The sequence below is a fragment of the Beijerinckia mobilis genome (assembly GCF_000745425.1).
Taxonomy (GTDB): domain Bacteria; phylum Pseudomonadota; class Alphaproteobacteria; order Rhizobiales; family Beijerinckiaceae; genus Beijerinckia; species Beijerinckia mobilis.
This window is the reverse complement of record NZ_JQJH01000006.1, coordinates 56,823-71,419: the sequence shown is the minus strand read 5'-3', so window position 1 is coordinate 71,419 and position 14,597 is coordinate 56,823. Positions and strand designations below refer to the sequence as shown.

The following is a 14,597-nucleotide window of genomic DNA, read 5'->3' as shown; positions in this document are numbered from 1 at the left end:
GACCTGTTTCGAATTGTCTGATGAATGCGGAAATTGCTTGTTTTAAGCATGTGCGTAAGCGCATTCAGTTACGCAGAGGCTTGCCGGTTTCAAGCATGTGTTTGACGCGTTCGATTGTGGCCTTGGTAAACAGGAGATCGAGGAAGGCTTCGCGTTCGAGTGCGATGACTTCTTCTTCCGTTCGCGGCTTCAAGGGATCGGCGGAAGGGCCACCGGACAGGATCTCGATGAGCGCCCCACCGATCACGCGGTCGTGGGCTGTCGCACGGCCGGCGATCGCTTCGCTTTCCAGCATGTTGTGAAGGCTGGCCGCGCCCGAAGGCCCAGCCATCGGGATCAATGGCGGCTCCGGCGGTTTATAATCCTTTGCCAGCGAGAGCGCCTTTTGCTTGGCGTCGGCAAGCAGGCGGTTGCGGTTCATGGTGATGCTGTCCGAAGGCTTGAGGAAACCGAGAGTGCGGGCCTCCATGGCGCTGGATGATATTCTGGCGGGCGCGATCAGATTGAAGGCGGCGATTGCCGGCGCCACCGGCCCGCGCAGAGTGGAGGAAAAGCGCAGCATCATTTCCTTGCAGCCGCCCCAGCCAGGGATCACGCCGATGCGGGTTTCGACCAGGCCGATGGACAGTTCGGCATGTGCCTGAATGGCATCGCAATGGAGCAAGAGCTCGCAACCGCCTCCAAGCGCCAGTCCCGAGGGCGCGCCGACGACCGGGAAAGAGGCATATTTGACCGCTTGAAAGATCGCATGACCCAGGTCGAGAAAGGCGCCCATGGCTTTGGCGCCGCCTTTTTCGACCGTATCGAGAAACACTCTCAGATCCGCGCCGGCACTGAAGTTAGCGGCATCGCCGCCGATCACCAGGGCGCCGAAATTGGCGCGGCAATGCTCGAGGGTTTTGCCGATCGTCTCAAGCAGGGCGGTGTTGAAGGTGTTCATTTTCGTGCGGAATTCGAGGCAGGCGACGCCATCTCCAAGGTCGAAGAGCGTGGCGATCTCCGAGCTTTCCACCGGCTTTGCGGCGAGCCGCAGATCGGCGAGAATCACGATGCCTTCGCCGCGCTGCACTGGCTCGACGGAACCATCCGGCAAAAGATGCGTCCTCCGGCCCTTGGCGGTTGAATAGAATCCGCCTTTTTCCGATGCGAGCTTGAGATAGGCTGGAACATCGACGCCTCTGATCGAGAGCCGTTTGGCAAGCCAGCCCGCTCCGAGACGGTCGATGAGTTCGAAAGGTCCTTCCTTCCAGCCATAGCCGGTGCGCATGGCTTCATCGACGGCTTCGGGCGTATCGGCTATATCCGGCACCAGCGAAGCGGCATAGGCGAGCGTCCTTTCCATCACCGCCGCAGCATAGAGCCCGCCGGGACCTGGATGTTCCATCAAGGCGCGTGGATCGCCTTTTGCTGCCTCCAGGCTCGTGGACGTGACCTTTTTCTGCGGCCGGTAATCGCCCGTCGTGAGATCGGTCATGTCGCGGCTCTTTTTATCGGCCGAGAGGCGCGTGAAACCGCCGCCGCTTTTCCGTCCGAGCCTGTTCTCGGCGATCATGCGCGCGATCAGCGCCGGTTCGGGATCACAGTCCCTGATCGCATCATCCTCGGGAACGGCATTTTGCAGACTGCGCAAGACGGTCGGCATGAGGTCGATGCCGACGAGATCCAGCAGGCCGAAGATGCCGGTGGAAGGAATGCCGAACGGCTGGCCGATGACGGCATCGGCCTCTTCCACGTCGAGATCGAGACTGATCGCCTCGTTCTGCGCGACGACCATCCAGTAATTGCCGATCCGATTGCCGATGAAACCCGGCGTATCCTTGCAAAGGACGACGCTCTTGCCGAGTGACCGGTCGGCGAAATCCTGAAGAGTGCGGACGATCTGCGGTTTTGTCGTCTCACCGGCAACGAGTTCGAGAAGGCGCATGATGCGCGGTGGGTTGAAGAAATGGGTGATGAGGAAATCGCTGGTGAAGCGTTCCGGCAGGCCTTGTGTGAGGACGGACAGGGGAATGGTCGAGGTGTTCGACGAGACGATCGAGCCTTCCTTGCGCTCTCTGTCGATTGCGCGGTAAAGGGTCTGTTTGATCTCGGGTTTTTCCGCCACCGCCTCGATGATCCAGTCGGCATCGGTGATCAAGGCGAGATCGTCATTGACCGAGCCGGTCTTGATCGTTTCTGTGAAAGCCGGATTCATGAAACCACCAGCCTTGAGCTGGCGGGCGACGCCAGCATCCGCCAAGGCTTTGTCCCTGTCGAGCAAGACGACGCTCACGCCCGCGTTGGCAAGATGGGCTGCAATGCCGGAGCCCATGACGCCCGCGCCGATGACGGCGGCTCTGGTGATCGCCGTCATCACGCGGCCTCCAGGACGAGGGCGATCCCCTGACCGCCGCCGATACATTGGGTCGCGAGACCGTAGCGGCCCTGATCGCGCTTGAGCAGGCTCGCTGCCTTGCCGGCCAGGCGGGCGCCAGTCGCGCCGAGCGGATGGCCAAGCGCGATCGCGCCACCATCGCGGTTGAGACGTGCCGGATCGATGTCGAGTTCACGGCAGCAGGCGAGCACCTGAACGGCGAAGGCTTCGTTCATCTCGATGACATCGAGGTCGGTGGCGGTGATACCAGCTCGCTTCAACGCCTTGCGGCTTGCTTCAACCGGGCCGATGCCCATAATTTCGGGTTCGCAGCCGGAAATTGCAAAGCTGACCACGCGAGCGAGCGGTTTCAGCCCACGCCGTTTGATGAAATCTTCGGAACAGACGAGGGTTGCAGATGCTCCATCGGTCAGAGGCGAAGAATTCCCGGCGGTCACGGAGCCCTCGGCCTTGAAGACGGTTTTCAGTCCTGCCAGCTTGGTCGTGTCGGTTTCCCGTGGGCAACCGTCCTCCACAATCGCGCCAACGGGGGCGATTTCCGCCGCGAGCCGGCCGTCGGCCCGGGCCGCCAGCGATTTCTTCTGACTGGCGAGGGAATAATCATCCTGTTCTTCGCGGGAAATGCCATAGCGTTCGGCGAGATTTTCCGCCGTCAGGCCCATATTGACGAAGGTGAGCCGCCGGCCTTCCGGCCAGGATGGATTGGGAAGCGGGTTGAATCCCATCATCGGCACGCGGGACATGGATTCGACGCCACCGGCGATAAAGGCCTCGCCGGCGCCCATGGAGATCGCACCGGCGGCCATTTGAATGGCTTGCATTGAGGAACCGCACCAGCGGTTGACGGTGACACCGCCAATCGACTGCGGGAGACCGGCGGTCAGCGCCGCGCACCGGGCGATATTGAGACCCTGCTCTCCCTCGGGGAAGGCGCAGCCGAGGTTCACATCCTCGATCTCTTCGATGGCAAAGTCCATCCGTGCGGCGAGCGCGGCGATCACGCTGGCGGCAAGATCATCGGGGCGGATTCCGGCGAGCGCGCCCCTGTTCGCGGGCGCAAAGGGTGTGCGCAGATAATCGACGATATAGGCTTCAGCCATTCCCGGGTTTCCTCAGAGGGTCTGTTTCTTCGGACATCCACCTTGTCGGTGGAATGAGGCATTGCAGGCGAGCAGAAAGGAAGTAGCGGAAGCCACTGCCCGGGCACGCGGCGGAGGCTTTTCTCGCACCCTCTATCGGGCGGCCGTTTCCGGCATCGTCATTGGCAATGCCGGCCTCTCTGTTGTTTAATTTAGTACCAAACGATTGTTACACAAACAAGCGGCCGATGGCTGAAAAACCGCGCGTCTGGATACCGACGAAATGCAGAGGACTATTTCCAGAACGGACAGGTTCGCGCTAGAACCGTGCGTCCCGATTGCTCCCGCCTCGATTGTCCATCGTGCGCTAAGGCAAGACACGGTCGAGATATTGCCGAGCTGGAGCATGTTCGGATGTTTCCGAACTGCTCCACTTGGAAAATGCTCCAGGGCAATGCGGTGGAGAATGCGCAATGGTGGTGAACAAGACTTCGTCGCGGGCCAGGCCGGCGCGCCCCAGCGCCTTCGAGGACGATCTGTTCCAGAATATTGTCAACGAGCGGCACCGCGAAATCCTCGAGGTGGCGGCGGCGCTTTTCGCCGAGAAAGGCTATGCCGGAACCTCGGTGAGGGACATTGGCGAGAAAGTCGGCCTGCTTGGCGGTTCGCTCTATCACTACATCAAGTCGAAGGAATCACTCTTCGTTTGCATCCACGATATGGCGCTGCAATTGGCGGAGGATCGTATCCGGGACGCCATTGCTGAGAAGAAGGATCCCTGGGACCGGTTGGAAGCAGCATGCGTCACGATGCTGGAAATCAAGCTCGATCCGGATTCGCTGACCATGCCCATGATCAATGATTTCCAGTCGATGCCTGTCGATGTGCGCGCATCTCTGGTTGTGAAGCGCGATGCTTTCGAACGGATCTTTGTCGAATTGGTTGACGAATTGCCGCTGGCTTCCGGGCTTGATCGCGGAATCTATCGCCTGTTGTTGTTGACGCTTTTGAACAATATCGGCGGTTGGTATCATGAAGGCGGACTAACACCCGCCCAGATTGCTCGCCAGATCGTCGCAATCTTTCGACATGATCGCTGATTGCGTCACACGCCTGATCAGCGATCAGGTCGGGATCAGGGCCTTTTATATTCAGGCGTATGAATTGCGACTTGTCGCGATTGATAGTGTTCGGCGTAAGCCAACGCCCCATTAACGCCGACGGGAAACGGCAGAGAGGCAGCGGTTGCGAGCGCGAAATAGCGCCACGCAGCCGCGTACTTCGACCTCGCTCTCGGCGAAACGCTGCTGCAGCGCGTCCTTCAAGGTGGCGACACTATCCTCTCTATTCGAGAAGATCCCTTTGGCATTATAGAGATCCAGGAGCTGCTGCCCCCGTCTGGTGATGGGCACATCGCCCTGCACGATGCTTGCGCCGAACAGGACGGCGCCGGGATTCATCAAGGGCCTTACATGATCGAAGACGATGGATTTTTCGGCCATGGAGCCAGGCAGGCAATGCAGGAGATAGGTCATTCCGATGGAATCGAAGTTTGCGCCTTCAAAGGGAATGGGCCGTAGCACGTTGCGGCGATAGATTTCCGGGGCAAGATGCCGCGTGCGCCTGCCGGCGCGTTCCAGGCTGTACTCATTGATATCCATCAAAGCCAGCCGTGGATGATGCGATGGGTAACGGCAATTGGCGAGATAATAGCCGGTGCCGACGCCAACATCGAGATGGTTTGCTGTTATATTCCGATTGTAATTGTCCAGAAGATGGCGGGATGAGCAGCGCCAGGCGAAACGGTTGGAATAGGTGAGGACGAACAGATCGTAGGCCCAATTGAGCGTCCATTGTGTATAAATGGATTGTCCGGCGTGGACGTCCGCTGCTATTTCCATGGGAATTCCTCGAATGTCCTTTGATGCATCTCTCTCCTGCGCGAAGGAGAAAGCCCTTGCGGAAACGCAGGGCACAGGTTCGAGATCGGTACGATGAAGCCTCGGGCTGCGGCCTTTGGCCAGCTATGGTGCACTCCGCTGTTTCATCTATCAAAGAACATTGAAAATTCTATGTCTATTCAATTTATATAACGAACGCCAGTGGCAGGCCGGCTCCGTCGTCCAGCTTCACGCGCTGGGGACGTAGGCGAATTCCGTTCCCGCTGGTGGATGAGGGTCAGGCAGATCAGCAGTCCTGCCGACGACCATTTCGAGTGGCAATTTGCAGAAGAAAAGATCGCCGACGACGCGATCCATAGTCACTAAAGTCGGAACGCCCGGATCGGCGGTGATGAGATAATAATCGTTCCACTCGAAGCCTTCGCTTTCAAGAAGCGTAATGGCCTGGCGGAGGAGTTCGACACGTGCCGGATCGCTGATCTCGAGGAACAGGCGCCGCATGACGGTGAAATCATCGAGTTCGTAGGCCGAGATCTCGGCCTGTTTCATTCCCTCGCGTGAGACCACGGAGAAATCGAATGTGCGCCCGCAGGCTTTGGCGAAGGCGATCATGAATTGACGCAGGGTCGCTTCATTGCCCGCGCGAAATGGATGCAGCGTACACAGATCGGCCATGATCGCCGCCGCTTTGCCTGCAAATTCCACATGGGAAAGCGCGCGCCAGCTTTCGATTCCGGCGAGATTTTCCGCCATCTGGGCGAGTGCCAGAGGAATGAAGCGGCCGGTCATGTAGTCGCGGCCGCCGGGCGTCTCCATGCTGGATTCGCTGGCGATGGTGCCGTCGGAGAGTGTCACCTTTTCGTCGCGCGTGTGCCCGGCCCATTCATAGACATCCTGATAGAGATATTTGTGAATGGCCTTGAGATGGGCGCTGTCGAAATTGCCTTGAGGTCCAAGCCCGGCCGCGAGCTCGATTGCCCGCGCGGCGACATGGAGGGTTTCCTGCCGTGCCAGCGCATTGCGTGCCGTCAGGCCGAGTTTGTTCTTGAGCGTATCGCTGTCGGCAAGCGTGTAATTGGGCATGAGACCGGTATCTTTGGTGAGTGATCCCAAGGCCTGGCAGGAGGCTTTCGTCGCCACTTTCCCGCTGCGGCGGCTTTACGCCGGGGCTAGACCGTTTCGGAACGGTCCGAACGGATTCTAACAGGCTGGGCTTGCGCCTATCCACCGCCGAGAGCCGAAATATTCAGCCCCGAGAGTGGACAGAGGTTGCGATAAATCTAATTCAGGGGCGCGTCAAATTGCGGGGAATTCTTGTGATCCGCGCCGAATAGATCGCCGTGGCAGGCCGTGGCCTAAAACCTTAAAGCAGGACGGTTGACGACCCAGAGCGCGCGGGCCGATGGCGTTCTGCTTTGGAGGCAGGGCCGCTTCAGGGCAGGGCCAGAAAACGGTCGATCATTTCCCGGGCGCTGATTTCACCGCTGATATAGGCCTCGAAAAGGGCATGGCTCGCGGGGTCACGTTCCTGTCCGGCCAGAAGCACCTCGGTTTCGCCGACACGCACCTGTGCAGCACGCATGAAGATTTCTTCGTAGTTCAAAATCTCTTCGTGATCACGATACGTGGTCTCGCCGGAGGGGGCTGTTGCCACGGCGGCGGGATTGTGCTGCATGCGCGTCTTAACCTCCAATTCGGTCAGCCTGGGCGGGCGTCGGCAAATCTCTTCACCTCAGCCTATGCATTTTTGCCGCCATCTTCTGAATATCCGCTTAAGAGATTGCATTTTTTCTGAACGATTTCGGTAATAGCTTGAGGATTATGGGGAAATCCCATGCAGGAAAAGGACGGCGCGGCCGCGCCCGAAGGCCCAAATGGGGATGAGGAACGCCATCGCGCCAAAATGATCAAGCGCAAGGCGGTGCAGGACGCCGAGGTCGCGGGCAAGACGATTCTCGAAAAGGCGCTGCTCATCGTCCACACCGGCCCCGGCAAGGGGAAATCGACAGCGGCTTTCGGGCTGCTCCTGCGGGCTTTAGGGCACGGCTGGCCGGTCGGCGTCGTGCAATTCATCAAAGGTGCCTGGGATACGGGTGAGCGCCGCGCGCTCGAACGTTTCACAGATCTGGTTTCCTGGCACACGATGGGCGAGGGGTTCACCTGGGAGACGCAGGATCGTGAGCGCGATCGGGCGACGGCTCGCGCGGCCTGGGCAAAAGCCTGTGAACTCATGGCCCGGCCGGAGGTGCGGCTCATCGTCCTTGACGAGCTGAATATTGCCCTGCGCTATGATTATCTCCCGCTCGACGAGGTGCTCGCCGCCTTCGCTGCGCGGCGGAGCGATCTGCATGTCGTGGTGACCGGCCGTAACGCCAAGCCCGAACTCCTCGCCGCCGCCGATCTGGTGACGGAAATGAGCCTCGTCAAACATCCTTTCGCTGCCGGCGTGCGCGCTCAGGCGGGGATTGAATTTTGAGCGGATTTTCACACTTGCCCGTTAAGCCATTGTTGTCAAAAGCCTTGCTGGCAAAAGCGTTAATGGTGCAGGGGACGGGCTCCGATGTCGGCAAGAGCGTGATCGTCGCGGGCCTCTGCCGCGCTTATGCGCGGCGTGGCCTGCGTGTGCGCCCGTTCAAGCCGCAGAACATGTCCAACAATGCTGCCGTGACGCCGGATGGCGGCGAGATTGGCCGCGCCCAGGCCTTGCAGGCTTTGGCCTGCGGCGTGCCGCCCAGCGTGCATATGAATCCGGTTCTGTTGAAACCGCATAGCGGCACCGGCTCACAGATCATCCTGCAGGGCCGTCTCTCAGGTCAGGCGGAGGCGCGCGACTGGCAGAGCCGCAAGCGGGATTGGCTCGAGGTGGTGCTGGCGAGTTTCGCGCATTTGCGCGCCGAGGCTGATCTCGTGCTCGTCGAGGGCGCGGGCAGTGCGTCGGAGATCAATCTGCGTGCTAACGACATCGCCAATATGGGCTTTGCCCGCGCTGCCGATGTGCCGGTGATTCTCGTCGGCGATATTGATCGCGGTGGCGTCATTGCCCAGATCGCCGGGACGAAACTGGTGATTGACCCTCAGGACGCGGCAATGGTCGCCGGTTTCATCGTCAACCGCTTTCGAGGCGATCCGGCCCTCTTCGCCGAGGGCATGCGCCAGATCGAACATTTTTCCGGCTGGCCAGGGCTCGGACTGGTGCCGCATTGTCCGGCGGCGCGCGATCTGCCAGCGGAGGATGCGATGGCACTTGGCCGGCAGGCAGGAGGAGAGAGGGCAGCGAAGGCTGGGTTTAAAATATCCGTGCCGGTTCTGCCGGGAATCGCCAATTTCGACGATCTCGATCCCCTGCGGCTGGAGCCCGGCGTCGAATTGATCCTGGTGCGTCCGGGCGCGGCCTTGCCGGGTGATGCTGATCTCATCCTCCTCATCGGATCGAAGACAACGATTGCCGATCTCGAAGCCTTCCGTGCGGCGGGGTTTGCCGTCGATCTCGCGGCGCATCTGAGGCGGGGCGGGCGGGTTTTCGGCATTTGCGGTGGTTATCAGATGCTGGGCAAGGTTCTGCGCGATCCGCTCGGGCTCGAAGGGCCGCCGCGAACTGTCGAAGGGCTCGGTCTCCTCGATGTGGAGACGGATTTCGCGTCCGAGAAGAGGCTCGTCGCCGTGGAGGGTGTCAGTCTGCCGGAGGCAACGCCTTTTACCGGTTTTGAAATGCATGCGGGCCGCACGCAGGGCCCCGATTGCGCGCGTCCGCTTCTGCGTTTCGCCGATGGCCGCGAGGACGGAGCAATCTCGGCCGATGGCCGTGTCGCCGGCTGCTACGTGCATGGCTTCTTTGGCGGCGACGCGCAAAGGCGGGATTTTCTTGCGCGCTTTGGTGTCGCCGCTTCGGCGGATCTGTCATATGCGGGGCGCGTCGAGGCGGCTCTCGACGTGCTTGCCGATCATCTCGAAACCCATCTCGATCTCGACCACCTGCTCACATTTGCGCGATGATGAGACCGCAGGCAAGCAGGACCAAACCATTGAGACCGCAGGCGAGGCGATAGAGCCGCAGGGCTCGGTCGAGATCGGCACGGGTCATGAGTGCCGCCCCGGCTCCCATCGCGCCGCCGATCCATTGATCCTCGACGAGACGGCCTGCGTAAATTCTGGGGCCGCCGAGGCGGCGGCCGAGTGCGCCTGCCATGGCCGCTTCGGGCCAGCCGGCATTGGGCGAGGGATGGCCATGGGCGTCGCGCCGCAGGATTGTCCAGGCGCGGCGTCCGGAAAAGCAGGCATCGGATTGCTCCAGCAGCAAAGCCGCGCCGCAGAGAAGCCCTGCGGCGAGCCGTGCCGCTGGCCAGTTAACGAGATCGTCGAGTTTGGCGCTCGCATAGCCAAAAGCCGCATGGCGCTTCGTGCGATGGCCGATCATGCTGTCGGCGGTATTGATCGCCTTGTAGAGGCTGCCGCCGGGTAGCCCCCCGAGCATCAGCCAGAAAGCCGGCGCGACGATGCCGTCGGAAAAATTCTCGGCGAGGCTTTCGATGGCAGCCCGCAGCACGCCGGCTTCATCAAGGCCCGTCACGTCGCGGCCGACGATGCGGGCGACCATGCGGCGGCCACCTTCGAGACCCTCCGCGTCAAGGGCCGCTCCGATCGCGGCGACATGATCGTGCAGGCTCCGCTGCGCCACCAGCGTCGAGGCGCAGAGAATGAGGAGCGGAATCCCGATGGACAGGGGCAGGACGCCCCGGATGAGAAACGTCTGCAACGCCGATGAAACCAGAAAGACGATCGTGAGCAGAACAATGAGCGCGCCGAAGCCGGCTAGCCGTCTAAGGGCAAAAGAATCGCCATCGCGGTTGAAAGTTCGATCGGCAAAAGCGATGAAGGCGCCGATCCAGCTCACTGGATGACCGATGACGGCAAAGAGTCTGGGCGGGTAGCCAAATATAGCCTCGGCCGCGAGAGCCAGCGGCGCGAGAAGGCCGGACAGCGGGGCGAAGGGCGCATTGAAGAGCAGAGAAGGGGACGCAATCATCGACAGAGCGATACAGCAAGATCGGCGCGTGCGCGAAACGCTTTTGAGCGGAGAGGATTGCGCCGCCCATGAGGGACAAGATCATGGCGGTGATCTAGCTGCCGCGGCGCGGCTGTTTCCACGGGCGCCCCGGCCCTGGCTCGATCTTTCGACCGGGATCAACCCCTTCGCCTATCCCTATACGCCGCTCGCCCCTGAAATTTTCACGCGCCTGCCCGAAACCTGTACGGCGCTCGAGGCCACCGCTTGGCAGGCCTATGCTACGCCGCCCTATGCCGGGATCGTCGCCGCGCCGGGCTCGCAAGCCCTGATTCAGGCCCTGCCACGTCTGTGGGCGGCGCGCGGGAGACCGTTGCCCAGAGTTGGCATTCTGGGGCCAACCTATACCGAACATGCGGCGAACTGGCGGTCGATCGGCGCGCCAGTCGAAGAGGTGCGAGATTTCGCCGCACTCGATGCGATGGATGTCGCTGTCATCGTCAATCCTAACAATCCGGACGGGCGCCTGATCGCGGCCGACGCCCTTTGTGCTCTTGCGGCGCGACTTGCCCTGCGGAATGGGCTTCTGATTGTCGATGAAGCCTTCATGGATCTGGAGCGGTCCGAAGCCCATCTCGTCCCCCAGCTTCCCAGGGCTGGTGTCATCGTCCTGCGTTCTTTCGGCAAGACCTATGGGCTTGGCGGCCTGCGGCTCGGTTTTGCAATCACCGAGCCGGGACTCGCGGAGGATTTGCGTAGCTGGTTCGGGGCCTGGGCGGTGTCGGGGCCGGCCATTGCGATCGGCCGGCAAGCGCTTGGCGATGTGGCGTGGCGCGAAAGGACCGGCCGGCGTCTTACGGCCCAGATCGCCGTGCTCGATGGATTTTTGAAAGGCGCTGGCTTTACCATTTGCGGCGGCACGAGGCTCTTTCGCCTGACGAGCCATGCGCAGGCGGAAGTCTGGTTTCAGCGGCTTGGAGAAGCGGGGATTTATGTGCGCCGCTTTGCCAATGCGCCGAATTGGCTGCGGTTCGGCATTCCGGGAGATGATCGGTCGCTGATGCGTCTCGGTGACATTTTCGCGAAAGGGCTGTGACCGTCACTCTCTCCGGTGTTCAATGAGCTCCAATAGGCGACCTTATGTGAAGTATTCGCAAGCATTGCGGAGACAGTTTTAGAATGTTTCTATTCAATGGCTCAGGTTTATCGTGAATGTGAAAAGGAAAGCGATGAATTTTATGGTGCCGATCTGGTTATTCCTCTCCGTATCGCCTAAATAAAGAGGGATACGCTGAGCGTATTCGATGCTGACTGGCCTGAAGAATACGGGTGGAGCTGACCTGAACCCTTCAATCTTTCAGTGTCATGCAAAGTCGGAAGCAGGCTGGCGCCAGTCCGTTGGGTGCCTGCTTCGGCAATGCCCATAATGGTTTCAGAATGTCGGTTTTAAATTGCCGGTTTCCCGTTGATCTTGGCGGGATCATCCTCAAATGATCCTCCGGCCGCCGGCGTGAGTCGGTCTCTCGAATTGTTGGTTGTGGTAAGGACGGTCTCGTCGTGTGGGTACGTCTCTCGATTTCGCTTTTTCTTGTCGTTCTTTCCTGGATCGGCTTTCTGCCTGGTGCTGCCCGGGCGGAAGAGCCGCCGACTTTCGCGATTGAGTTCAATGACGGCAAGGTCACGCCGCTGCGGCTCGAGGTTCCGGCCGATCGCCGGTTTCGGATCGAGTTGAAGAATTCGGGCGTAACCCCGGCGGAATTCGAGAGCACGGAATTACGCAAGGAAAAAGTGCTCGCACCAGGAGTGGTGACGGTTCTTGTCATCAATCGGCTGGATCCGGGAGAATATCCCTTCTTTGACGATTTTCATCCCGAAGCGCCCAAGGCAGTGCTGGTGGCCAAATAACGCCGAATAAACTGATGGCACCGGGTCCAGATGGTCTGTGGTTTGCTGGCCTTGGGGCAAGGCTAGCGTGGAAGTGATGCGCTTTGTTGAGACTTGGCCCCGCAATGGCGGGGCGGTGGCTCTCTGCCGAATTTCTTGATCCCAACAGGTTGGGATCAAGAAGACCTCGTATAGGCAAACTTTCCAAAGCTTGCTTGCACATATAAATCGGGGCAGCATTGATTTTGCTTTTCAGAAGCAAGATCAATTGTGGCTTCAGTTAAGCAAGGGTGCTTGGAGCGTTTCGGATCTATCCGGAACCGTTCCGCTCGCAAATCTAGGCCGGGCTCACAGAGAGAGCCGTGTCGCTCGTCGAACCGGACAGGCAGACAATCATCCGGTGTGTGATGCTGAGGAGGGATCGAACGGCTTCTGGCGATCGTGCCGGCCGGTTCTGTCTTCCAGATTTTGAATGGGACCACCATGGCGTCGTTGAGTTCAGTCGGACGGGATCCGGTGCCGGACCAATCCACCGGCCTGTCGCATAGGCATGGGAATCTCGTGCGGCGTTATACGCATGCTTATGGCGAATGGCTGAGGCGGCATCAAAGCCTGATCCAGAAACTGCAATGGCTGGTGGTTTGTGTCTATCTTGCGCTCGTGGCCGTGCCGGCTTTTCTGCCGCTGCCGGGGCGCACCGCCTCGATGTGGAACAATCTGACCGTTTTCGCGCAATTTGCTTTCTGGGGCATCTGGTGGCCCTTCGTTCTCGTCAGCATGGTGCTGGTCGGGCGCACATGGTGCGGGGTTTTTTGTCCTGAAGGGGCGCTGACGGAGGCCGTGAGCCGGGTCGGTCTCGGGCTGGCCGTGCCGCGCTGGATCCGCTGGAAGGGCTGGCCTTTCGTCGCTTTCGTCTGCACGACGGTCTATGGCCAGATGCTCAGCATCTATCAATATCCGATGCCGGTTCTGCTGATTCTCGGCGGTTCGACGGCGGGCGCGATGGTGATCGGCTATCTTTATGGCAAGAACAAACGTGTGTGGTGCCATTATCTCTGTCCGGTCAATGGCGTGTTCGGCCTTCTGACGAAATTGGCGCCAGTCCATTTCAAGGTCGATCAGGACGCCTGGACGCGCTCACAAAAGTCCGGCGATCTTGGTGTTCATGCCGTGAATTGTGCGCCGCTCGTCGCGATCCGCACCATGCGCGGAGCGTCGGAATGTCACATGTGCGGCCGGTGCAGTGATTTTCGCGACGCCATTGCCTGCAGCCCGCGTTCTCCTGATGCGGAGATCGTGACCGTTGCTGGCGATACGCCCCGGCCGTGGGAGACGCTGCTGATCATCTTCGGGCTCATGGGTGTCGCCACCGGTGCGTTCCATTGGTCCGCGAGCCCCTGGTATATCGATATCAAACAGGCGGCGGCGACCTGGCTGATTGATCACGACATCACCTGGCCGCTCGAGATCGAGCCGCCGTGGTGGATCCTGACCCATTATCCGCAACAGAACGATACGATGACCCTGCTCGATGGGGGCGTGCTGCTCTTCTACATTTTCGCCACGGCGCTCATCCTCGGAGTAGCAATCTCACTTGGTCTGGCCTTTGCCGCTCTTTGTCTCGGCGCCACCTCGTCGGCGGATCGGTTCGCCGCACGTTTTCATCATCTCGCGCAATGCCTGATCCCGATGGCGGGCTGCGGCGTGTTTCTTGGTCTCAGCGCGACGACAGTGACCTTGCTCAAGGCGGAAGGAATGATCATCCCTTTCCTGCCGGAACTGCGTGAGGCGCTTCTTGCCGGCGCGTTCCTCTGGTGCGTGTGGCTCGCGTTTGAAGTGTCGGGCCGGCGTCTGGCGGGTGTGGTTACGAACGGCGGGCAATTGCAACCTGCCATTTTGGTCCGGCGTCTTGGCGCGACGCTCGGTGTCGCCGCTGCGGCTGCAATTGGCGTCTACAGTTGGGCGTTGATGTTCTGGATCTGGTGAGATCTACCTATCCTTCCAACCATCTCTTCTTGACGCATTATGCGGGAAACTGGCCTGTCCCCGGAGCAGGCCCCCCTTGCGCTATGAAATTTCAAGAAATTTCGAAGAGGATTTTTCAAGAAGATTTCACGGCGATCCTGTGACGGGATTTTTGTCGCTTTCGTCACAAGAAGGCTCAATATTCGAGTAAAGTGACGAATCTTGCCAGTTGTGAAGGCTTTCTGACCAAATGTTCGGCAAATATCTGTTTCGTATTTGACAAAATCAAAAGGAAGCGCAAGGTATTCGGTATCAGTCTGATATGAAACCGACTGTTTGTCAGTTCCCCTACGTAAGCCTGCGTATGGGGTTCCGTTTTCGGCCCGCTTCCA

At 59.9% G+C, this 14,597-nt stretch carries 12 protein-coding genes; 6 read left to right on the top strand and 6 right to left on the bottom strand.

All coding sequences use genetic code 11. From position 1 onward, the window contains the following. Nucleotides 1-64: 64 nt before the first annotated feature. Both DL88_RS08070 and DL88_RS08065 read right to left on the bottom strand, forming a co-directional pair. Nucleotides 65-2,353, bottom strand: a complete 2,289-nt coding sequence (locus DL88_RS08070; RefSeq protein ID WP_034994516.1) for a 3-hydroxyacyl-CoA dehydrogenase/enoyl-CoA hydratase family protein — start codon at nt 2,351-2,353, stop codon at nt 65-67. After that, on the bottom strand, nt 2,353-3,474 hold the full coding sequence (locus DL88_RS08065) for a thiolase family protein (protein ID WP_034994514.1): 1,122 nt from the start codon (nt 3,472-3,474) through the stop codon (nt 2,353-2,355). Before DL88_RS08065 ends, DL88_RS08070 begins: the two co-directional genes overlap by 1 nt. Before the next feature lie 452 nt (nt 3,475-3,926). Between DL88_RS08065 and DL88_RS08060 the strand changes: the two genes are divergently transcribed. Next, nucleotides 3,927-4,553 (top strand): TetR/AcrR family transcriptional regulator, encoded by a 627-nt coding sequence (locus DL88_RS08060; RefSeq protein WP_084705056.1) that lies wholly within the window; start codon nt 3,927-3,929, stop codon nt 4,551-4,553. A 111-nt stretch (nt 4,554-4,664) separates the two neighbouring features. Here the strand turns inward: DL88_RS08060 and DL88_RS08055 are convergent, their stop codons facing one another. From DL88_RS08055 to DL88_RS08045, 3 genes are all read right to left on the bottom strand, one after another. Beyond that, a complete protein-coding gene (locus DL88_RS08055) occupies nt 4,665-5,354 on the bottom strand; it encodes a class I SAM-dependent methyltransferase (RefSeq protein ID WP_034994511.1) in 690 nt (229 codons plus the stop codon). Nucleotides 5,355-5,582: 228 nt separating this feature from the next. Beyond that, a complete protein-coding gene (locus DL88_RS19320; RefSeq protein WP_051955740.1) occupies nt 5,583-6,494 on the bottom strand; it encodes a Fic/DOC family protein in 912 nt (303 codons plus the stop codon). Between the two features lie 292 nt (nt 6,495-6,786). Further along, nucleotides 6,787-7,029: an antitoxin VbhA family protein gene (locus tag DL88_RS08045; protein ID WP_034994510.1), complete on the bottom strand. Its 243-nt coding sequence runs from the start codon at nt 7,027-7,029 to the stop codon at nt 6,787-6,789. 159 nt (nt 7,030-7,188) lie between these two features. Between DL88_RS08045 and cobO the strand changes: the two genes are divergently transcribed. Next, a complete protein-coding gene (cobO, locus tag DL88_RS08040; protein WP_034994507.1) occupies nt 7,189-7,830 on the top strand; it encodes a cob(I)yrinic acid a,c-diamide adenosyltransferase in 642 nt (213 codons plus the stop codon). 62 nt (nt 7,831-7,892) lie between these two features. Further along, the gene (locus DL88_RS08035) at nt 7,893-9,347 is read left to right on the top strand and encodes a cobyric acid synthase (protein WP_034994505.1); all 1,455 of its coding nucleotides are present in this window, start codon (nt 7,893-7,895) and stop codon (nt 9,345-9,347) included. Here the strand turns inward: DL88_RS08035 and cbiB are convergent. Continuing rightward, entirely contained in the window at nt 9,331-10,377 is a 1,047-nt protein-coding gene (cbiB, locus tag DL88_RS08030; RefSeq protein ID WP_051955739.1) for an adenosylcobinamide-phosphate synthase CbiB, read from the bottom strand. The genes DL88_RS08035 and cbiB overlap by 17 nt on opposite strands. Before the next feature lie 28 nt (nt 10,378-10,405). Here cbiB and cobD point away from each other — a divergent pair, with 28 nt between their 5' ends. The 3 genes from cobD to DL88_RS08015 all read left to right on the top strand — a co-directional run bounded on the left by cobD (nt 10,406) and on the right by DL88_RS08015 (nt 14,226). Next, nucleotides 10,406-11,452 carry a threonine-phosphate decarboxylase CobD gene (cobD, locus tag DL88_RS08025; protein ID WP_245270696.1) on the top strand — a complete coding sequence of 349 codons (1,047 nt, stop codon included), beginning with the start codon at nt 10,406-10,408 and terminating at the stop codon, nt 11,450-11,452. A 461-nt stretch (nt 11,453-11,913) separates the two neighbouring features. Then, nucleotides 11,914-12,261 carry a cupredoxin domain-containing protein gene (locus DL88_RS08020; protein WP_034994503.1) on the top strand — a complete coding sequence of 116 codons (348 nt, stop codon included), beginning with the start codon at nt 11,914-11,916 and terminating at the stop codon, nt 12,259-12,261. A 462-nt stretch (nt 12,262-12,723) separates the two neighbouring features. Further along, nucleotides 12,724-14,226 (top strand): 4Fe-4S binding protein, encoded by a 1,503-nt coding sequence (locus DL88_RS08015; RefSeq protein WP_084705062.1) that lies wholly within the window; start codon nt 12,724-12,726, stop codon nt 14,224-14,226. Nucleotides 14,227-14,597: the final 371 nt, after the last annotated feature.

What these genes read in the sequence shown, in the direction of transcription:
- cbiB (WP_051955739.1), bottom strand. Translation starts at nt 10,377, where the DNA reads ATGATTGCGTCCCCTTCTCTGCTCTTCAATGCGCCCTTCGCCCCGCTG.
- DL88_RS08035 (WP_034994505.1), top strand. Translation starts at nt 7,893, where the DNA reads ATGGTGCAGGGGACGGGCTCCGATGTCGGCAAGAGCGTGATCGTCGCG.
- DL88_RS08070 (WP_034994516.1), bottom strand. Translation starts at nt 2,353, where the DNA reads ATGACGGCGATCACCAGAGCCGCCGTCATCGGCGCGGGCGTCATGGGC.
- cobO (WP_034994507.1), top strand. Translation starts at nt 7,189, where the DNA reads ATGCAGGAAAAGGACGGCGCGGCCGCGCCCGAAGGCCCAAATGGGGAT.
- DL88_RS08045 (WP_034994510.1), bottom strand. Translation starts at nt 7,029, where the DNA reads ATGCAGCACAATCCCGCCGCCGTGGCAACAGCCCCCTCCGGCGAGACC.
- DL88_RS08015 (WP_084705062.1), top strand. Translation starts at nt 12,724, where the DNA reads ATGGCGTCGTTGAGTTCAGTCGGACGGGATCCGGTGCCGGACCAATCC.
- DL88_RS08055 (WP_034994511.1), bottom strand. Translation starts at nt 5,354, where the DNA reads ATGGAAATAGCAGCGGACGTCCACGCCGGACAATCCATTTATACACAA.
- DL88_RS08060 (WP_084705056.1), top strand. Translation starts at nt 3,927, where the DNA reads ATGGTGGTGAACAAGACTTCGTCGCGGGCCAGGCCGGCGCGCCCCAGC.
- DL88_RS08065 (WP_034994514.1), bottom strand. Translation starts at nt 3,474, where the DNA reads ATGGCTGAAGCCTATATCGTCGATTATCTGCGCACACCCTTTGCGCCC.